At 61.8% G+C, this 18,330-nt stretch carries 18 protein-coding genes; 12 read left to right on the top strand and 6 right to left on the bottom strand.

Annotated elements, in window-relative coordinates; genetic code table 11:
* The first annotated feature begins 19 nt into the window (after window positions 1-19).
* The 4 genes from GDV60_RS07675 to GDV60_RS07660 all read left to right on the top strand — a co-directional run bounded on the left by GDV60_RS07675 (window position 20) and on the right by GDV60_RS07660 (window position 4,636).
* Window positions 20-886: an MBL fold metallo-hydrolase gene (locus tag GDV60_RS07675; RefSeq protein WP_159906767.1), complete on the top strand. Its 867-nt coding sequence runs from the start codon at window positions 20-22 to the stop codon at window positions 884-886.
* Between the two features lie 34 nt (window positions 887-920).
* Window positions 921-1,535, top strand: coding sequence for an NAD(P)-dependent oxidoreductase (locus GDV60_RS07670; RefSeq protein WP_159906765.1), 615 nt, complete (start codon window positions 921-923; stop codon window positions 1,533-1,535).
* Between the two features lie 819 nt (window positions 1,536-2,354).
* Window positions 2,355-3,542 (top strand): cyanate transporter, encoded by a 1,188-nt coding sequence (locus GDV60_RS07665; RefSeq protein ID WP_092234335.1) that lies wholly within the window; start codon window positions 2,355-2,357, stop codon window positions 3,540-3,542.
* Window positions 3,543-3,679: 137 nt separating this feature from the next.
* Complete coding sequence (locus GDV60_RS07660) at window positions 3,680-4,636, top strand: LysR family transcriptional regulator (protein WP_159906763.1); 957 nt, start codon at window positions 3,680-3,682, stop codon at window positions 4,634-4,636.
* A gap of 17 nt (window positions 4,637-4,653) precedes the next feature.
* On the opposite strand, the gene GDV60_RS07655 is transcribed toward GDV60_RS07660, so the two are convergent.
* The gene (locus GDV60_RS07655) at window positions 4,654-5,556 is read right to left on the bottom strand and encodes a LysR substrate-binding domain-containing protein (RefSeq protein ID WP_029292316.1); all 903 of its coding nucleotides are present in this window, start codon (window positions 5,554-5,556) and stop codon (window positions 4,654-4,656) included.
* Between the two features lie 129 nt (window positions 5,557-5,685).
* Between GDV60_RS07655 and GDV60_RS07650 the strand changes: the two genes are divergently transcribed.
* Complete coding sequence (locus GDV60_RS07650) at window positions 5,686-5,877, top strand: hypothetical protein (protein ID WP_029292315.1); 192 nt, start codon at window positions 5,686-5,688, stop codon at window positions 5,875-5,877.
* A gap of 33 nt (window positions 5,878-5,910) precedes the next feature.
* The gene (locus GDV60_RS07645; protein WP_159906761.1) at window positions 5,911-6,303 is read left to right on the top strand and encodes a VOC family protein; all 393 of its coding nucleotides are present in this window, start codon (window positions 5,911-5,913) and stop codon (window positions 6,301-6,303) included.
* A gap of 28 nt (window positions 6,304-6,331) precedes the next feature.
* Here GDV60_RS07645 and GDV60_RS26535 read toward each other — a convergent pair whose 3' ends face one another.
* Window positions 6,332-6,478: a hypothetical protein gene (locus GDV60_RS26535; RefSeq protein ID WP_166647833.1), complete on the bottom strand. Its 147-nt coding sequence runs from the start codon at window positions 6,476-6,478 to the stop codon at window positions 6,332-6,334.
* A gap of 167 nt (window positions 6,479-6,645) precedes the next feature.
* Here GDV60_RS26535 and GDV60_RS07640 point away from each other — a divergent pair, with 167 nt between their 5' ends.
* Window positions 6,646-7,620 carry a nitronate monooxygenase family protein gene (locus tag GDV60_RS07640; protein WP_092234328.1) on the top strand — a complete coding sequence of 325 codons (975 nt, stop codon included), beginning with the start codon at window positions 6,646-6,648 and terminating at the stop codon, window positions 7,618-7,620.
* A 159-nt stretch (window positions 7,621-7,779) separates the two neighbouring features.
* Here the strand turns inward: GDV60_RS07640 and GDV60_RS07635 are convergent, their stop codons facing one another.
* Together GDV60_RS07635 and GDV60_RS07630 are read right to left on the bottom strand one after the other, a co-directional pair.
* Entirely contained in the window at window positions 7,780-8,310 is a 531-nt protein-coding gene (locus GDV60_RS07635; RefSeq protein ID WP_104911796.1) for a PadR family transcriptional regulator, read from the bottom strand.
* Entirely contained in the window at window positions 8,286-9,215 is a 930-nt protein-coding gene (locus GDV60_RS07630) for a LysR family transcriptional regulator (protein ID WP_070996410.1), read from the bottom strand. Before GDV60_RS07630 ends, GDV60_RS07635 begins: the two co-directional genes overlap by 25 nt.
* A gap of 117 nt (window positions 9,216-9,332) precedes the next feature.
* Here GDV60_RS07630 and GDV60_RS07625 point away from each other — a divergent pair, with 117 nt between their 5' ends.
* From GDV60_RS07625 to GDV60_RS07615, 3 genes are all read left to right on the top strand, one after another.
* On the top strand, window positions 9,333-10,133 hold the full coding sequence (locus GDV60_RS07625) for an oxepin-CoA hydrolase, alternative type (protein ID WP_029299047.1): 801 nt from the start codon (window positions 9,333-9,335) through the stop codon (window positions 10,131-10,133).
* A gap of 129 nt (window positions 10,134-10,262) precedes the next feature.
* A complete protein-coding gene (locus tag GDV60_RS07620; protein ID WP_159906759.1) occupies window positions 10,263-11,948 on the top strand; it encodes a long-chain-fatty-acid--CoA ligase in 1,686 nt (561 codons plus the stop codon).
* A gap of 3 nt (window positions 11,949-11,951) precedes the next feature.
* Window positions 11,952-13,136 (top strand): acetyl-CoA C-acyltransferase, encoded by a 1,185-nt coding sequence (locus GDV60_RS07615; protein ID WP_159906757.1) that lies wholly within the window; start codon window positions 11,952-11,954, stop codon window positions 13,134-13,136.
* Between the two features lie 404 nt (window positions 13,137-13,540).
* Here GDV60_RS07615 and GDV60_RS07610 read toward each other — a convergent pair whose 3' ends face one another.
* Complete coding sequence (locus tag GDV60_RS07610) at window positions 13,541-14,743, bottom strand: 3-oxoadipyl-CoA thiolase (protein ID WP_092234312.1); 1,203 nt, start codon at window positions 14,741-14,743, stop codon at window positions 13,541-13,543.
* A 2-nt stretch (window positions 14,744-14,745) separates the two neighbouring features.
* The gene (locus tag GDV60_RS07605) at window positions 14,746-16,278 is read right to left on the bottom strand and encodes a 3-hydroxyacyl-CoA dehydrogenase (protein ID WP_159906755.1); all 1,533 of its coding nucleotides are present in this window, start codon (window positions 16,276-16,278) and stop codon (window positions 14,746-14,748) included.
* A 160-nt stretch (window positions 16,279-16,438) separates the two neighbouring features.
* On the opposite strand from GDV60_RS07605, the gene GDV60_RS07600 reads away from it, so the two are divergent.
* Both GDV60_RS07600 and GDV60_RS07595 read left to right on the top strand, forming a co-directional pair.
* Window positions 16,439-16,867, top strand: coding sequence for a PaaI family thioesterase (locus tag GDV60_RS07600; RefSeq protein ID WP_092234306.1), 429 nt, complete (start codon window positions 16,439-16,441; stop codon window positions 16,865-16,867).
* A complete protein-coding gene (locus GDV60_RS07595; protein ID WP_235860996.1) occupies window positions 16,864-18,195 on the top strand; it encodes a hypothetical protein in 1,332 nt (443 codons plus the stop codon). Before GDV60_RS07600 ends, GDV60_RS07595 begins: the two co-directional genes overlap by 4 nt.
* Window positions 18,196-18,330 lie beyond the last annotated feature (135 nt).

Below are 18,330 nucleotides of genomic sequence, written 5' to 3'. Positions count from 1 at the left end.
CCCTGACCTGGACCTGAACATGCTCACCACCCTCAAGCGCTTTGTATTGGCCACTACCGTTCTCGGCTTTGCCGCCCACGCCGTCGCCGCCGACCTCACCCTCGATGTCTACAACCCGGGCGAATCGGCGATCTTCCCTGTCAGTTCGGTGCTGGTCAGCGGCGAGAAAGACGCGATCCTGGTGGACGCGCAGTTTGGCAAAGGCCAGGCCGAACAACTGGTGCAGAAAATCCGCGCCAGCGGCAAACAACTGACCACCATCTATATCAGCCATGGCGACCCAGACTACTACTTCGGCCTCGACACCCTGGCCAGCGCCTTCCCCCAGGCCAAGATCCTCGCCCCGCAGCCAGTGGTCGACCATATCAAGGCCACCGTTGCCGGAAAGATCGAATACTGGGGTCCGAAAATGGGCGACGACAAGCCGGCCAAAACCATTATTCCCCAAGTCCTCGAAGGCCATAGCCTGACGCTTGAAGGGCAAGCACTGGAAGTGATCGGCCTGGACGGCCCGCAGCCGGATCGCAGCTTTGTCTGGATCCCATCGATCAAGGCCGTGGTCGGCGGCGTGGTGGTCTCGCAAAACATCCACCTGTGGATGGCCGACACCCAGGGCGCGAAATCCCACGCCGATTGGCTGGGCACCCTGCAACGTATCGAAAAACTCAAACCGGTCACCGTGGTACCCGGTCACTACCTGGGCACACCTTCGGCCAAATCTGTCGCCTTCACTGCCGACTACATCAAGGCGTTCGACGTAGAGGCCGCCAAGGCCAAGGACTCCACCGCACTGATCGCGGCGATGAAAAAACGCTACCCGCACCTGGCCGATGAAAGCTCCCTGGAACTGAGCGCCAAAGTCGCCAAGGGCGAAATGAAGTGGTGAATTGATCCAACCCTTACCCACCCTGGAGAACGTCATGAGCAAGATTGCAATCATTGGTGCCACCGGCCGTGCCGGTAGCCAACTGCTGGAAGAAGCCCTGCGTCGCGGCCACACGGTCACTGCCATTGCCCGTAACACTGGCGCTATCGCAGCGCGTCCCGGCCTGACCGTCAAACAGGTCGACGCCCTGGACGCGGCAGCTCTGCAACAGGCCATCAGCGGCAACGACGTGGTGATCAGCGCCGCGCACTTCGCCACCCTGCCCGCTGCCGCAGTGATCGGCCCGGTCAAACAGGCCGGCGTAAAGCGTTTGCTGGTAGTGGGCGGTGCGGGTTCGCTGCTGTTGCCCGGCGGCGGGCGGGTCATCGACAGCGAAGGGTTCCCTGCCGAATACAAGGCCGAGGCCAGTGCGGGTGCGATGTTCCTCGACACCTTGCGCCAGGAAAAGACGTTGGACTGGACCTTTCTTTCGCCCTCGGCAGAGTTTGTCGAGACTGAGCGCACCGGCACGTTCCGCCTGGGCCAGGACGACCTGCTGGTGAGCAGCGAAGGCCGCAGTTGGATCAGCTTTGCCGACTTCGCCATTGCGTTGATCGATGAAGTGGAAACACCGAAACATTCGCGCCAGCGTTTCACCGTAGGCTACTAAGCACACACCCTGTAGCGAGCGGGCTTGCCCCGCGCGGCATGAGTATCTACACAACTCTTTGATGGTTCTTTGGGTTGTGTACATATCCGTTGCTGCGGTAACGGCGGCTATGGGTTCCGCCCTGACAGCCGACCTGATCGGTGAGGCTTACGCGTATACCTGTGGGAGCTGGCTTGCCTGCGATAGCGGTCGATCAGTCAATATATTTATCGGCTGATACACCGCTATCGCAGGCAAGCCAGCTCCCACAGGGGAATGCAGCTGCGCGCTCTGGCTTTGTTGTTGCTGTTGCTCTGCTTTTGATCTGGCTTTTGATCTTGGGCGCCCCGTTAAACCACGATGGCCGCAGGCAGGTATTGCGCAGTGGGCACCCCGGCAGGATGCCGGGGTAGCCGCGACACGGCCATGGATGGCCGATCGCGGCGGGCCCACGGAGCAATGCCTGACTGCGGGCATGCCGAGCCTAGGCGAGGCACCGAGTGGTGGGGCAAGAGCGTTTTGCTTACTTTTGCGCTGTTCAAAAGTGAGCCGCCGTAAGGGCGGAACCCATGGCCGCCGTTACCGCAGCAATGGATATGCCCCCTACATCAGCCCAAAACCCAGAGCCCAGAAGTATCAGAGAGTTGTGTAGATACTCATGCCCGCGCGGGGCTGCGCAGCAGCCCCACAACCAGTCTCTGCGCAATATCTGATTGCCACAGGTCAGGTGTGCAATCGACAAAGCGGCGCCTGTTTTTTCAATAGCCCCTGCGACTTTCTCATTTGCCCCCCGCCCTGGGTGGCCGCCTAATAGCGACCTTGTCCGCTCAAGGCCCGCCCATGGAAAACGTCCACGCTAAACCCACCACCGCCCTCTGGCTGATGCTCAGCGTTGTGCTGGTGGCCCTGAACCTGCGCCCGTCCATGGCGGCGGTCGGGCCTTTGTTATCGTCGATCCGCGCCGATGTACCCCTGAGTTTCAGCACCGCCTCGTTGTTGACCATGCTGCCAGTGATGGCGATGGGCTTGGCGATGTTCTTTGGCATTGGCCTGGGCAAACGGTTGGGAGAGCATCGCAGTATCGTGCTGTCGCTGGTGGTGATTGGCCTGGCCACGCTGTCGCGGCTGTTTCTCGACTCTGCGGCCGAATTGATCCTCAGCGCCATTGCCGCCGGCGTGGGCATTGCGTTGATCCAGGCGTTGATGCCCGCGCTGATCAAGTCGCACTTTCGTGACAATGTTTCGCTGTTCATGGGCCTGTACGTCACCGCGATCATGGGTGGCGCAGCATTAGCGGCATCGTTCTCGCCGTTCATCCAGGTGCAAACCGGCAGTTGGCGCATCGGCCTGGCAATCTGGGCGGTGCTTGCGGTATTGGCGCTGCTGTTCTGGTACGCCCAGCGCGCGGCGTTGCCACCCCTGCCCCCAGCCGGCGCCGGCCCCCAGGAGTCATTTTTCGGTAATCGCCGTGCGTGGTTGCTGGCGATTTTCTTCGGCCTCGGTACCGCTTCCTACACCTGCGTACTGGCATGGCTGGCGCCGTACTACGTCGAGCAGGGCTGGAGCGAACAAAACGCCGGGCTGCTACTGGGCTTCCTCACGGCCATGGAAGTGGTGTCCGGGCTGATCACCCCGGCCATCGCCAACCGGCGGCAGGACAAGCGCGGCGTGGTTGCCGTGTTGCTGGTGCTGATCATCGCGGGCTTCTGTGGCCTGATCCTCTCGCCGCAGCACCTCACATTACTGTGGCCGTGCCTGCTGGGCCTGGGCATTGGCGGGCTGTTCCCCATGAGCCTGATCCTGTCGCTCGACCATCTGGACAACCCACGCCGCGCCGGTGGCCTGACGGCATTCGTGCAGGGCATCGGCTACCTGATTGCTGGCGTATCGCCGCTGATTGCCGGGATGATCCGCGACCAACTGGGCAGTTTCGAGTGGGCCTGGTGGTCGCTCACCGCCGTGGTGGTGGTGATGTTACTGATCGTCCTGCGCTTCGACCCACGCCACTATGCACGGCATATCCGCTAGGGCGTCGTGTTCCAAACAGTATCTGTCCCACAATGAACATAGAAAGGTCCGACAGACCTTTCTATTGGTACGAGCGTTCCGTTAACATTTTGTCTTGTTTGCGCTGCGGTCGCGCAACAGACTCACGGACGGAACGAATGCTAAACAGCAACTTGCTTAGAAAGCTCGATATGCAGGACCTGATGGTGTTCATCGCGGTGTATGAGCAAAGCAGCGTCACCGATGTGTCCGAAACCCTGTTTGTCAGCCAGTCCACCGTCAGTTACAGCCTGAAGAAGCTGCGCACCAGCTTCGAGGACGACTTGTTTATCAATACCCGTGCCGGCATGCGCCCGACCTACAAGGCCAGCACCATGTATGGCCATGTGCAGAAAATCCTCGAAAGCATCAACCTCTGCCATGCGGGTGCGCAGACGTTCGACCCCAAGCAAAAAACCGTCACCTTCAACCTTTGTGCGCCGGAGTACTTCGAACAACTGATCCTGCCCAGATTGTTGAAAGACTTCGATCATGCCGACCTGCCGGTGATCGTCAACGTGCAGAAGCTGGAAACCGAGATTCCCATCGAAGCGCTGCGCGACGGGCGCCTGGACCTGGTGATCTGCTTCGGCCCGCACTTTCATCGCGAGCACAAGGACCTCAGGACCGAGATGCTGCTGGAGGACGACCTGGTCTGCGTCTTCGACAAACGCGCCGCCCCGCGCGAGCCGGCGTTCAGCCTGCAGTCCTTTGTGGCACGGCGCCATGTATTCCCCACGCCCTGGACCTCGGACACCAACATGATCGACGGCTGGCTGGCCCGCCAGGCCCACAAGCGCCAGGTCATCGCCCGCGCCAACAGCTACAGCGCGGCGCTGAAGATGATTGCCGGCACCGACTTCATCGTCACCCTGCCCCGACGTGTGCAGCAGTTGCTGGCCGTGGAGCCGCAGTTTGGCCACTGCGAGGCACCCAACGGCCTACCGGGGTTTACCCTGGATATGCAATGGAACGACGTCAGCGAGCAGGAAAGCGCCAACCTGTGGTTTCGGGAACAGGTGGCCAGAGCCGCAGCAAGCCTCAAGCTGGAAGCGCTGAAAGAAGCCCATGCATAGCGTGCAATCCAACGTTCTCAGCCCTTCATAAAGGCTTCCAGCCGTGAGCGCATCCAGCGCTCGGCGGGGTCGCTGTCAACGTGGCTGAGCCAGACCATGGACAGGTCCAGGGTCGGCGTGTCGAACGGGAACGGCTCGCAAAACAGGTTGCCCGCCGCCGCCATGGCCTGGGCCGCATAGTCTGGCAGGCTGGCGATCATATCGGTGCCGGCCAACAACGCCGGCAAGGAGCTGTATTGCGGCACGGATAACACTACGTGCCGCTTGCGACCGATCTCTGCCAGCCACTCATCGGCAAAACCCGCGACATTGGCGGTGTGGGACACCAGCACATGGGGCCGTGAGCAATATTCATCGAGGGTCAGCGGCTGGTCCGAGGGATCGGCGCGTAGCACGCTGGGGCGGATATGGCGCAACAACTTGCGCTTGGCATTGGCCGGCAGGCCGCGGGTCTGGGTGATGCCCACGGTAATATCGCCCGCTGCCAGCAAATCCGGGATGCGCCAGTAATCCACATGCTGCACCACAAATACCACCTGCGGCGCTTCGGTGCGCAGGGCACGCAGCAGCGGTGGCAACAGGCCGAACTCAACGTCATCGGACAGGCCGATGCGAAAGGTCATGGTGCTGACAGACGGGTCGAAATCATGGGTAAGACTCAACGCCGCCGACAGCGAATCCAGGGCCGGCGACAGATGCAGGATAAGTTCCTCGGCCCGCGCCGTGGGTTCCATGCGATGGCCGACGCGGATAAACAGCGGGTCGTTGAACAACGTGCGCAGGCGGTTGAGGGCGGCGCTGATCGTCGGCTGGCCGAGAAACAGCTTCTCTGCCGCGCGTGTCACGTTGCGCTCGAGCATCAGCGTTTCAAACACCACCATCAGATTGATATCGGCCTTGCGTAATTCATTGCGATTCATGGCACGCGCACCACAGCCCAAGACAGCCGGCAGTTTAGGAACACAGCGGGCCCTGCGTCTATGTGCAGACTATCCAAGCCAAGGGTTTGGGACTATAAATCAGCTTCCACGGCAACCGAGAACATCACCGTGCTGGTCATTCTTGTCCTGGCTGTTCTGATGGCCGGGATGTGCATCTGGTCCATCAAGTTCATCGCCCACCCTACCGCCAGAACACTGTTGCGGGTATTTGTCGGGTTGTGCCTGGCCGCTATCGTTGCGTACCTGGTGCTCGCGTCGGGGTTTCCTACGGCCTTGCTGGTATCGGCAGGCATTCTTTAATCGCCATCTCACTCAAGCATGGAGCGCTTAACCATGAAATTCGCCTACACCATCGTCTATGTGCCCGACGTCGCCGCGTCCCTGCAATTTTTTGAAAACGCCTTCGGCTTCAACCGACGTTTCCTGCATGAATCAGGCACCTATGGCGAGCTGGATACGGGTGGCACCACCTTGTCCTTTGCGGCCCATGAGCTGGGGGAGATGAATTTTCCCGGCGGGCACGTGGCAGCCCACAGCTCGAAACAACCACTGGGCATGGAGTTGGGGTTCGTCACCGATGACGTGCAGGCCGCCCACGCCAAGGCGCTAAGCGCCGGTGCAAGCGAGCTGACGGCGCCAAGCAGCAAGCCCTGGGGCCAGGTGGTGTCGTATGTGCGTTGCCCGGATGGGACGCTGGTGGAACTGTGTACGCCGATCCAAGGCTGACACGCACCTGGCAAGCCGGCTGTTGCCGTCAGGGTTTCAGCGGACGCTCCTGATCGCGCTCGGACAGTTCCGTACCATCATCCGGGTGCTTCCAGGTCTGTGGTTTCTCTTCCTCGCGACGCTGCCGGGCGCGCTCCTGCTGCGTCTCGTCGTGCGGCTTGGGTTCATTGTTCATACCGTCCTCCCGTCCTTAAGATTGAGTCCCGCTTAAGCAGCATAGAACAGCAAACGCATTTCTTGCGGGCAGCGAGCGCTGCAACTATGCAACTGGTTGCATATTAAAATTCACCCTGCTAATTTCTCCTCGCCGGGTACCCGACCCCCGATCCGATTGGAGCCGCCATGACTCTCCCCGCTGTGTTGCAAGGCCGTCTTTCGATTCCAGTGGTGTGTTCGCCGCTGTTTATTATTTCCAGCCCGCAGCTGGTAATCGCCCAGTGCAAGGCGGGCGTGGTGGGTTCGTTCCCGGCGCTGAATGCACGGCCGGCACCGGTGCTGGAGGAGTGGCTCAAACAGATCACAACCGAGCTAGCCGCGTACGATGCCCTGCATCCGGACAAGCCTTCTGCGCCGTTTGCGGTCAACCAGATCGTGCACAAGTCCAATGATCGCCTCGAACACGACCTGGCCCTGTGCGCCAAGTACAAAGTCCCGATCATCATCACGTCCCTGGGTGCGCGGGTGGATGTGAATGACGCGGTGCACGCCTACGGCGGCATCGTGCTGCACGACGTGATCAACAATACCTTCGCCAAAAAAGCCATCGACAAAGGCGCCGACGGCCTGATCGCCGTGGCTGCGGGCGCCGGTGGCCATGCGGGGAAGATTTCGCCCTTTGCGCTTATCCAGGAAATCCGTGAATGGTTCGACGGCCCGCTGCTGCTTTCGGGGGCCATTTCCCACGGCAATGGAATTCTCGCCGCGCAGGCAGCAGGTGCGGACCTTGCCTACATAGGCTCGGCATTTATCGCCACTGAAGAAGCCCATGCCCAGGCGGCCTACAAGCAAATGATTGTCGAGAGCTCGGCCGATGACATTGTGTACTCCAACCTGTTTACCGGCGTGCATGGCAATTACCTGCGCCAAAGCATCGCCAACAGCGGCCTGGACCCGGATGAACTACCGGTGTCCGACCCTTCGGCAATGAATTTCGGCACCGGTGAAGGGGCCAAGGCCAAGGCATGGAAAGATATCTGGGGCGCAGGCCAAGGTGTAGGCGCGGTCAAGTCGGTACTGCCGGCGGGCGGTTTGATCGAGCGGCTCAAGGGCGAGTATCAAGCCTCACGTAAACGCCTGGACCTCAGCGCGACTCATTAACGAAGAACAAAAGTGGGAGCTGTCGAGCCCCGGCGAGGCTGCGATGGCGGTGGGTCAGGCGACATCTTCGGTGCCTGTGTTGCCGTCATCGCAGCCTCGCTGGGGCTCGACAGCTCCTACAGGGATTGGCGGTGGGGCGGAGTCGAACCCTGCCTGGCCTCACGCCTCAATCAATGGCAATAACTCCTCCGCCCAGGCCAGCCAGCTTTCTTCGAGCATGATTCCGCGCCGCAGCACCACGTATTGCAGGCGCTGTGCGTGGGTCAACGAAGCAGACGAAAAGTCGCGCTGTTCAATCTGCCGATATGTCTCAAGCATGGCCTGGTGTTGCTTGAACAGGCGCAGCACTTCCTCACGCAGGCCCAACGGCCCGATGACCGCCTCGGCACGTAGCTTGATCAGCAGTGCCTGGCTCTGGTCCCCCGACTCTTGCGGCTCGCCCGCCCAACGCTGCAACTCTTCGCGCCCCGCAGGTAGCACCTGGTAGATTTTTTTGCGCCGCTTGTCGGCCTCGGGACAGTCCTGCGCCATGAGCCAGCCGGCCGTGACCATGCGCCCCAGCTCACGATAGATCTGCTGATGGGTGGCCTGCCAGAAGTAACCAATGGAACGATCAAACCGGTTGGCCAGCTCATACCCCGTCGAGGGCTTTTCCAGGAGTGAGGTCAGGAGTGCGTGTTGGATGGACATGGGGCGCAGTCTATCTCCGTGGTTCTGGAGCGGGCGAGCATGAAGTCGATGAACGTCGATGTCGCGCGAGTGTGGTGGTGGTCGGGCATGTAGAGCATATACATGTTGGTGCCGAAGATGCTCAGACGCCAGGCGTCCAGTGCGGTAACCAGCGTGCCCTGGCGTACGTCGTCCTGCACCAGGTAGTCCGGCACCAGCCCTACGCCCAGCCCGGCCAATACGGCTTGGCGCAGGAACAGAAAGTTCTCTGAAATCAGGGTGGGCTCCAGCAGTACCTCATGACGCTCATCGTCCAGGTACGCAGCAACGCGCAATTGTCGGCCGACCACCGCTGCGGTAATCAGCGGCGCGGTGCGCAAGTCGCTCAGTTGTCCGGGCACGCCATGTTCCCGGGCATAGGCCGCCGAGACGCAAGCCACGTAGCGCAACACGCCCATGTCCCGAGCTACCAGGTTTTGCGGCGGCTCGGACATGACCCGTACTGCGATATCCACTTCATCGCGCATCAGGTCTTCGACGCGATTTTCGAACATCACATCCAGCACGATCCCCGGGTACAGCCGCTTGAAGTCCAGCAGCCAATCGGCCATCACCCACTGCCCGTAACCGCTGGGCACACTCACCCGCACCCTGCCCTGCAAGCTCTGGCCCAGCGATGAGACCGACTCTTGCGCCGCCAGCAGTTCATTGCGAATGGCCCGCCCGTGCTCATACAGGCGCAGGCCGATCTCGGTCGGCTCAATGCGGCGCGTCGTGCGCCGCACCAGTTGCAAACCGATCGACTGCTCCAGGCGGCTGAGGTGGTAGCTGATATTGGCCCGGCTGACTTTAAGTCGCCGTGCGGCCTCGCTGAGGTTGCCTGCATCGATGATTTCGACCAGCAAGGTAAGCGACTTGAGGTCCATGGGGATCACTGTCAAAGGATTTTGAACAGCCTGTCAATCAGGGCTGTGATTGTCAATGAAGCTTTGCCTTCCGATAATCCTTGGGATAACCAGCCACTGAGCACAACAGGTGAAACCATGGGTGAACCGATTCTTGTGGGGCGTGAAGGTGCTGTCCTCGTGCTGTCCAATAACAACCCCGCCGCACGTAATGCACTCACGCCCGAGTTCTATGCCGCATTGCCCCAGGCCCTGGCCCAGGCCGAGGCAGACCCGTCGATTGGCGCCGTGGTGCTGACCGGGGTTGGCGGCCATTTTTGCGCTGGCGGCGATCTGCATCGGCTGGCATTGCGTCGGGCCATGACGCCGGCGGAGCGCCGGGTCAATCTTGAAGGCCTGCATGACCTGATCCGCGCGCTCCAAAATTGCAGCAAGCCGGTGATTGCCGCCGTCGAAGGCGCCGCCGCCGGCGCCGGCCTATCGATTGCGTTGGCTTGCGACATGCTGGTCGTGGCGCGTAACGCTGCGTTTTCGGTGGCCTACGTCAAGGTTGGCCTCACGCCCGATGGTGGTGCCACGGCGTTCCTCGCCGAGTTTGTTTCGCGCCAGGTACTGACGCAACTGTGCCTGACAGGTGAGCGTATCAGCGGTGAACGCTTGCATGCCTTGGGCGCGGTCAATGCGCTGACCGAACCCGGTGACGCGCTCCCGACAGCCATCACCCTGGCAACCCGGATTGCCGCTGGCCCCCAGCGAGCAATGGCACGCATCAAGACCCTGTGCCGCCAGGCCAGCCGCACGACCCTCGAACAACAGCTGGAGCTGGAGGCCAACCATATGGTGGTGTCCATGGGGGACGATGAAGCTGCCGAAGGGATTGCCGCCTTCTTTGACAAACGCCCCGCAGACTTCAACGGCTTACGAATAACCGATCAATAGTTCCGCATAGCGAAACACGATTCCATATATTTGACATGCAGCCGCATTGCGTGCAAATCTCCAGCGAGATGGCACCGCCATACCGCCCGCATATCGATTAACCCAGACTCATAACAATAGGGTTTTAGAATGTTCAACCGTCACCTGCCCCATTGGCCGGAGGGTGCGCCCCACCACCTGACACTGCCGGATACCAGCCTGTTCTGTAACCTGGAAATCTCTGCCCGGCGTTATCCGCAAAAGACCGCGATCATCTACTACGACACCCTCATCACCTACGCCCAGTTGCTTGATGAGGTCGAGCGGCTGGCCGGGTATTTCCAATCCCAGGGGGTCAAGCGCGGGGACCGAGTCCTGTTGTTCATGCAGAACTCGCCGCAGTTCATCATCACCTACTACGCCGCGCTGCGCGCCGATGCCATGGTGGTACCGCTCAACCCCATGAGCCGCGCCAGCGAGCTGGAACACTACCTGCACGATACTGACGGCGAGATCGTCGTCTGCGCCCAGGATCTCGCGCCGTTTGTCACGCCGCTGCTCGGCCGCTTCAAGCTGCGCCACGTATTGACCACGGCCTACTCCGAGTACCTGCGTACACCCACCGACCTGCCCCTGCCGCCCGAGTTGCTGGCCCCGGTTGAAACGGCAACGTTGCCGGGCGTGACACGCTGGCAGGCCGCCCTCGATTGCGGGCAACGCCCCGGCCCCCACCTGAGTGACGCCGACGATCACTGCGTGATGCCTTATAGCTCAGGCACCACCGGCGTACCCAAGGGCTGCCTGCATACCCATGGGTCGGTGATGGCGACGACGGTGCACCGCCAAGCCTGGACCAACCGCAATTGCGAAGACGTGGTGCTGACCACCCTGCCGCTGTTCCATGTCGCCGGTATGCAATCGTCGATGAACGGGCCGATTTTCAGTGGCGCCTGTGTGGTGGTCATGACCCGCTGGAACCGTGAAGTCGCCGCACAGTTGATGCAGCGATATCGCGTCAGCAACTGGTCCAATATCGTCACCATGGCCGTGGATTTCCTGACCCAGGACGGGCTCGACCGCTATGACCTGTCGAGCCTCAACTACATTGGCGGCGGCGGCGCGGCGATGCCCGGCCCGGTCAAGGACAAGCTCAAGCAGTTGCTGGGCCTGGACTACATCGAAGGTTACGGCATGACCGAAACCATGGCCGCGACCCATATGAACCCCAAGGCGCGCAGCAAATCCCAATGCCTGGGCATTCCGGCGTTCGACGTCGACTCGCGCGTGATCGACAGCACCACCGGCCTGGAGCTGGCGCCCCACGAAGTGGGCGAAATTGTCTGCCGGGGCCCGCAGGTGTTCAAAGGATACTGGCGACTCCCGCAGGACACCGAAAAAGCCTTTATCGAACTGGAAGGTAAACGCTTCCTACGCACCGGCGACCTCGGCTACTACGATGAAGACGGCTACTTCTTCATGGTCGACCGCATCAAACGCATGATCAACGCCTCCGGCTACAAGGTCTGGCCTTCGGAAGTCGAAAGCCTGATGTACCGCCATCCGGCGATCAAGCAGTGCTGCGTCATCTCCTCCCCCGACGCACGCCGAGGGGAAGCGGTCAAAGCCCTGGTGACCCTGCACCCCGGACAACAGGACACCACGGCCAGCGACATCATCGAGTGGTGCAAGGCCAACATGTCGGCCTACAAAGTCCCCGTCACCATTGAGTTTCGCGAGCACCTGCCGCAATCCGGTGCCGGCAAACTGCTCTGGCGCCAATTGCAGGATGAAGAATGGGCCGCCCACACCCCCACCGTTACTGGCACAGGAAGCTGATTGATGTCTGACGTCGTTATTGTCTCCACCGCGCGTACCGCCCTGGGCAAATCCTACCGGGGCGCCCTGAACAACACCCACAGCATCGACCTGGCCGGGCATGTGATCCAACAGGCCGTGGCCCGTGCCGGGATTGATCCAGGGCTGATTGAGGATGTGATCCTCGGCGCGACGTTCCAGGAAGGTGCCCAGGGCAAGAACATGGCACGCCTGGCGGCCATCCGTGGCGGGTTGCCTACCACCACCGCGGGTTTGTCGATCAACCGCTTTTGCAGCTCGGGGCTGCAAGCCATCGCCCTCGCGGCCCAGCGTATCGTGTCGGAAAAAGTCCCGGCGATGATCGCCGGCGGCGTGGAATCCATCAGCCTGCTGCAAAACGACAAGCTCAATACCTATCGCAGTCAGAACCCCTGGCTGCTGGAGCACAAACCCGAGCTTTACCTGTCGATGATTGAAACCGCCGACATCGTTGCCCATCGCTACAACATCAGCCGCGAGGCCCAGGACGAATACGCCCTGCTCAGCCAGCAGCGCACCGCCGCGGCCCAGGCCGCCGGTTTGTTTGATGCCGAGATTGTTCCTTTCACCACGCACATGCTGGTCAAGGACAAACACAGCGGCGAGGTCAGCGAGCAGCCCGTCACCCTCACCCAAGACGAATGCAACCGCCCCTCCACCACCCTGCAAAACCTGGCCCTGTTGGAGCCGGTGCGCGGAGCCGGGCAATTCATCACGGCGGGCAATGCCAGCCAATTGTCCGATGGGGCATCGGTGTGCCTGGTCATGCACAGCCTCTACGCCGAACGCAATAACCTCGAGCCGCTGGGGATTTTCCGGGGTTTTGCCGTGGCCGGTTGCGAGCCGGACGAAATGGGCATTGGCCCGGTCTATGCCATCCCGCGCCTGCTCAAGCGCAACGGGCTGAAGATCGACGATATCGACCTGTGGGAGCTCAACGAGGCCTTCGCTTCGCAGGTGATCTACTGCCGGGAAAAGCTTGGCATTCCCTTGGAGAAGATGAATGTCAACGGCGGCTCCATCTCCATCGGCCACCCTTATGGCGTCACCGGCTCACGCCTGACCGGCCATGCCCTGATCGAAGGCAAACGGCGCGGCGCCAGATATGTGGTGGTGACCATGTGCATCGGCGGCGGGCAAGGCGCTGCCGGGTTGTTCGAGGTGGTCTGACGCAGAACCAGCGTGCGAAGCTGCATCTGTGTGGGAGCTTGCTCGCGAAAGCGGTGGGTCAGTCAGAATCTATTTTTCTGACCCACCGCTTTCGCGGGCAAGCCCGCTCCCACAGGGGATCTGTGCCAGGCGCAGAGTCTTTGCCCCCCCCCATCACATGGAGGAGCTGGCTTGCCTGGGATGACCATAGGTCTGAAACTGAAGACCTACCCTGTGGCGAGCGGGCTTGTCGGAACGCCGCATCGCCCGCGCTGGGCTGCGTAGCAGCCCCACTCCAGGCACCGCGGTTGTTTCAGGCATACCGAGCCGGCAGGTTTTGGGGCGACTCCGCCACCCAACGCGGGCGATGCGGCGTTCCGACAAGCCCGCTCGCCACAACAAGTCCGCATTTGCATGCGGTGGTTTCAGTCAAGCCGTTCGATCACGCAGGCAATGCCCTGGCCAATCCCGATGCATAGGCTCACCAATGCGTAGCGCCCTTGTTGGCGCTCCAGGCTGCGCAAGGCGGTCAGGGCCAAGCGGGCACCGGAGGCGCCCAGCGGGTGGCCGATGGCGATGGCACCGCCCTGGGCATTCAAGCGTGGGTCGTCGAAGGCCAGGCCCAACTCCTTGGCGCACCCCAGTACCTGGGTGGCGAAGGCTTCGTTGATTTCAATCACGTCCATATCCGCCAGGCTCAGCCCGGCACGCGCCAAGACCTTGCGAATCGCCGGTACCGGCCCCAGGCCCATCACCCGTGGTGCGACCCCCGCGACCGCACCGGCCACGATCCGTGCCCGTGGCTTGAGCCCGTGACGCTCACCGATAGCGCGGTTGCCCATAATCAGCGCCGCCGCGCCATCGTTGATCCCCGAGGCATTACCTGCCGTGACCACGCCGCCCTCGAACAGCGCCCCCAGACGGGCCAGCGCGGGTTCATCGGTGCTCGGCCGTGGATGCTCATCAGCGACCACCGCCTTGGGCGGCAACTTGCGCCCCTGGGGCACCAGGACCTGCAGCAGTTCCTCCTCGTAAAAACCCTCGGCCAGCGCCTTGGCATACAACGCCTGGCTGCGCGCCGCGAACGCATCACTGTCGCCACGGCTGATACCCAGATCGTGCGCAATGTTATCGGCGGTCTGCGGCATGCTGTCGGCGCCGAATTCAGCCTCGATCCGCGGGTTGGGAAAACGTGCACCGATACTGCTGTCAAAAACCTGGAACGCCCGGGAGAAGGCCGCCTCGCTCTTGCCGACAACAAACGGCGCACGGCTCATGCTCTCGGTGCCGCCGGCGATAAACAGCTGGCCTTCATCGCACCGGATCATCCGATTCACATCCAGCACCGCCGCCAGCCCCGAGCCGCACAAGCGGTTGACCGTCAAGCCACCGGTGGTCAATGGCAAACCCGCGAGCAAGGCCGCATTGCGGGCGACGTTGCGCGCATCTTCACCGGCCTGGCAGGCACAGCCCGCCACGACGTCTTCGTAGTCCTCGGCAGCGAACGGGCTACGCGCCACCAGGGCGCGGATGACCTCACCCAGCAAGTCATCGGGGCGCACGCTGGCCAAGGCGCCGGCGCTGCGGCCAAAAGGTGTACGCAGGCCATCATAGATATAAGCAGACATGGTTATTGCTCCTGCACGGCAGAGGGTTGATCGGGAGTTTGCAGGCTCAGGCCCAACTGGACCCGGCGACGCAGCCAGGGGCTGGGACGGTAGCGCGGCTCCTCATAGCAGCCTTGAATGCCACGCAGCACGGCGAGGATTTTGTCGGCGCCATAGAACTCGGCGAAGGCCAGTGGGCCGCGCGGATAACCCAGCGCCAGCATCACCGCGCGGTCGAGGGTGGCCGGGGTGGCGATGCCGCGCTGGACGATTTCCGCTCCCAGGTTGGCCACGCTTGCCACTACCCGCTGGATGATGAAACCGGGTGAGTCATTGATCACTTCCACCGGTACCCCGTTGCTGCCCAAGGCCTGAACCGCCTGGGCTTCGAATGCCGGGTCCAGCGCAGGCTGGCGCATCAACACCAGGCGTTTGGAGAAGTCGCAGAAGGTGTCCAGGGCCAGGGTGCGCTCGGCGGGCAACCCCTGGCGCGCGATCACGCTGCTGGCATCTTCCCCCAGCGGGGTGATCAGGCAGATCGCATTGGCCGAGGGTTGAGCGGCCTCTTCGAGCATCGCCCCACCGGCGCCGAGCAAGGCTGCCACTTCACCCCTCACCTGCGCATCCTGGCTGTCGAGCCAGAAGCTGCGGTCAACCGACACATGCGCGCGTTGGGGCTGCGGCGAACGCAGTTGCTGACCATCGACATAGCGGTAAAAGCCCTGCCCATCACTCTTGCGCCCCAGCAAACCTGCGGCCACCCGCTGGGCCGCCAGGTAAGACGGGGTATAACGCGGATCACCATAAAACTGCGCGTAGATCGACTCCATCACGCCATGGGAGATGTCCAGGCCGGTGAGGTCAAAAAGCTCGAACGGCCCCATGCGAAACCCCGGGCCATCGCGCAAGATGCGGTCGATCTGCTCGAAATCGGCAATGTTCTCGCCAAGGATACGCAACGCTTCAGTGCCATAGGCACGACCGGCATGGTTGACCAGAAAGCCCGGCGTGTCTGGGGTCTGAGCCGCAAAGTGACCAGCCGCCTCGGCCAGCGCACACAGGCGCTCCACCACCTGCACCTGGGTACGTTCGCCGCGCACTACCTCGACGATCTTCATCAGCGGTACGGGGTTAAAGAAGTGAAAACCGGCAACCCGCTCGGGGTGCTGGCATCCGCTGGCGATCTGCGTGACGGACAGCGACGACGTGTTGGTAGCCAATACCGCGCTCGGCGCAACGATGGCTTCCAACTGGCGAAACAGCCCTTGCTTGGCCTCCAGATTCTCGACGATGGCTTCGATCAACAGATCGCAACCGGCCAAGGCTTCCAGGCTGGCAGCAGGCTGCATGCGCGCCAGCGTCTGCGCCAACTGCTCGGGGCTGAGCTTGCCCTTGGCCACCTGGCGCTCCAACAGGTCTTTGTTAAAGCTCAGCGCCTTTTCGACCGCTTCAGGGCGCACGTCATACAGCAGCACCTCACAGCCTGACGTCGCAAACACTTGAACAATGCCACGGCCCATGGCGCCGCTGCCAATCACACCGATACGTGAAAACATGGTTTCTCCGATTTTATGTTTCGCTGTGCAGAACCTAATTCCGTATTGACTAGAATACTAATTATTGTCAGGCTCAACTTCAATATAAAAAAGGCTCTTTGCGGAACATACCGTGCATAGCAAGTGCCGCCGTTCACCCATAACAAAAAGAGAACACACCATGACCGTCTCACCACCCGCCGACCTGCAAGGCCTGTTCAGTGGATTCGCCGCGTACCTGGGCCTTGATCTGGTTGAATACGGCCAGGCGCAAACCGTCATCGCGCTGCAGGTGCGCCCCGAGCATCTCAACCAGGCCGGCAACCTGCACGGCGGTGTGATTGCCGCCATGGCCGACGCGGCGCTGGGCATGTGCGGCACCTGGAACATCGACCCGGACCTGTGGCGCTTGTCCCTGACCCTGTCACTGAACATCAACTACATGGCTCCCGCCCCCGCAGGCAGTCGGGTTCGGGTCGTCGCCCGGGTCCGGGGCGGCGGGCCGAAAATCTACATGGCCGCGTGTGATGTGCTCGATGCCGAGGACCACCTGTTGGCCAGCGCCGAAGGTGTGTTCAAGCGTAGCCGCCTGCGCCGCCTGCCCGCGTGAAGCTGACACGCCTGCTGCCACTGGCCCTGCTCTGCGAACTGGTTGCCCTGGGCACGCGTACCAGTGCGTTCAGCCTGATCGCGGCGCTGCTGTTCGGGTTGTTTTTTATCCGCCACTGGCAGTCGCTCATGCCCTACCCTCGGCGCCTGGGCCTGGCGACGCTGGTGTTGCTCGCGATCTGGCTGCTCAAGGCCCCGCTGGATCTGCCCGCCGTCCAGCGCATGAGCAGCGCTGGCGCCTATTACGCAGCGTTCATTGGTGGATTGGGGCTGATGGGCTGCCTGGTCAAGCGCCTGCCGGCACTGCGGGAGGTGCATCGTTTTCTGTTGCGTGGACCACGTTCGCTGCTCTATCCGCGCTATCTGCTGGCCGCATTGGGACTGGGGTCAATCCTCAGTTTCGGCATGCTCAACCTGATGTGCTCGACCCTGCACAGCTACCTGCAGCCGTTTGCGCCGGATCATCCGGGCCGGCGTGATGGCCAGCGCGGCGTGCTGACCGCTGCCATTCGCGGTTTTGCCCTGGTGCCGTTGGTTGCGCCGACCAGTATTGTCGTGGCGATCATCACCCGTGAAGTGCCGAGCCTGGCCTGGGCCGACCTGCTGCCTTACGGGGTGATCGCCACGGTGCTGCTCATGCTCATTGGCGCACGCACGGAAAACCGCCACTTGCAGACCCTGGTCGACGAATCACCCGAAATCCCCGCCGCGTCTCTCAACCCGCTGGCGCTCGGCACCGCCGTGGGCATTGGTGCGATTGTGGCGCTGGCCAGCCTGAGTTGGCTGAACATCACCCAGGCATCGCTGATGGTGGTGCCGCTACTGGTCAGCGGCTGGCTGTTCCTCGAAAGCCCGCGCAAGGCCTACGACGAATTGGCCGAGCATCTGGCCGGCATGCGTAATGAAATTTTTATATTTGGCTGTTCGGCGCTGTTCGGTGCGCTGTTCAATCAACTGGTTTCCCTGGAGCAGGTGGTGCCGTTGCTCGGTGGCTCCTCTCAGGTTTTCTGGGTGCAATGCATGGCGTTGCTGGGCGTGGTGGGGCTCGCCCTGGTCGGTATTGCGCCGATTATCACCCTGAGCATTTGTGCCGGCTTGCTGGCCCAATTGCAGGTGGCCGGCATCAACCCATTGGGGCCTGCCGTCAGCCTGGTCTGCGCGTTTTCCCTGGCGATGCTGCTCTCGCCCTTTGGGCCTGCGGTGCTGATCCTGGCGCGCACGGCTGGCACCTCGGCGTGGACGATTGTCCTCACCTGGAATGGCCGTTTCGCGCTGATCGCCATTCCGGTGTTGCTGGCCCTGTCGTGGGTCGTGCAATGGTTCCACTAGCGGAACAGGATTCCGCTATGCTGCCACTTTGCGCGACTATATAAGTCGTTGCATTGAAATCGCGACGGTTACTGCCCACACTGCCGGGCATTATCGACTAACCTCTTCCACTGCCTGTCCGCTGCCCACACGAGC

The sequence above is a fragment of the Pseudomonas sp. DTU12.1 genome (assembly GCF_009873475.1).
GTDB classification, from domain to species: Bacteria; Pseudomonadota; Gammaproteobacteria; order Pseudomonadales; family Pseudomonadaceae; genus Aquipseudomonas; species Aquipseudomonas proteolytica.
The sequence above is the reverse complement of the archived record's forward strand: the minus strand, read 5'-3'. Positions and strand labels throughout refer to the sequence as shown.

Bases quoted from the DNA above. Each gene is read 5' to 3' on its own strand.
- GDV60_RS07675 (WP_159906767.1), top strand. From the start codon at position 20: ATGCTCACCACCCTCAAGCGCTTTGTATTGGCCACTACCGTTCTCGGC.
- GDV60_RS07670 (WP_159906765.1), top strand. From the start codon at position 921: ATGAGCAAGATTGCAATCATTGGTGCCACCGGCCGTGCCGGTAGCCAA.
- GDV60_RS07665 (WP_092234335.1), top strand. From the start codon at position 2,355: ATGGAAAACGTCCACGCTAAACCCACCACCGCCCTCTGGCTGATGCTC.
- GDV60_RS07660 (WP_159906763.1), top strand. From the start codon at position 3,680: ATGCTAAACAGCAACTTGCTTAGAAAGCTCGATATGCAGGACCTGATG.
- GDV60_RS07655 (WP_029292316.1), bottom strand. From the start codon at position 5,556: ATGAATCGCAATGAATTACGCAAGGCCGATATCAATCTGATGGTGGTG.
- GDV60_RS07645 (WP_159906761.1), top strand. From the start codon at position 5,911: ATGAAATTCGCCTACACCATCGTCTATGTGCCCGACGTCGCCGCGTCC.
- GDV60_RS26535 (WP_166647833.1), bottom strand. From the start codon at position 6,478: ATGAACAATGAACCCAAGCCGCACGACGAGACGCAGCAGGAGCGCGCC.
- GDV60_RS07640 (WP_092234328.1), top strand. From the start codon at position 6,646: ATGACTCTCCCCGCTGTGTTGCAAGGCCGTCTTTCGATTCCAGTGGTG.
- GDV60_RS07635 (WP_104911796.1), bottom strand. From the start codon at position 8,310: ATGTCCATCCAACACGCACTCCTGACCTCACTCCTGGAAAAGCCCTCG.
- GDV60_RS07630 (WP_070996410.1), bottom strand. From the start codon at position 9,215: ATGGACCTCAAGTCGCTTACCTTGCTGGTCGAAATCATCGATGCAGGC.
- GDV60_RS07625 (WP_029299047.1), top strand. From the start codon at position 9,333: ATGGGTGAACCGATTCTTGTGGGGCGTGAAGGTGCTGTCCTCGTGCTG.
- GDV60_RS07620 (WP_159906759.1), top strand. From the start codon at position 10,263: ATGTTCAACCGTCACCTGCCCCATTGGCCGGAGGGTGCGCCCCACCAC.
- GDV60_RS07615 (WP_159906757.1), top strand. From the start codon at position 11,952: ATGTCTGACGTCGTTATTGTCTCCACCGCGCGTACCGCCCTGGGCAAA.
- GDV60_RS07610 (WP_092234312.1), bottom strand. From the start codon at position 14,743: ATGTCTGCTTATATCTATGATGGCCTGCGTACACCTTTTGGCCGCAGC.
- GDV60_RS07605 (WP_159906755.1), bottom strand. From the start codon at position 16,278: ATGTTTTCACGTATCGGTGTGATTGGCAGCGGCGCCATGGGCCGTGGC.
- GDV60_RS07600 (WP_092234306.1), top strand. From the start codon at position 16,439: ATGACCGTCTCACCACCCGCCGACCTGCAAGGCCTGTTCAGTGGATTC.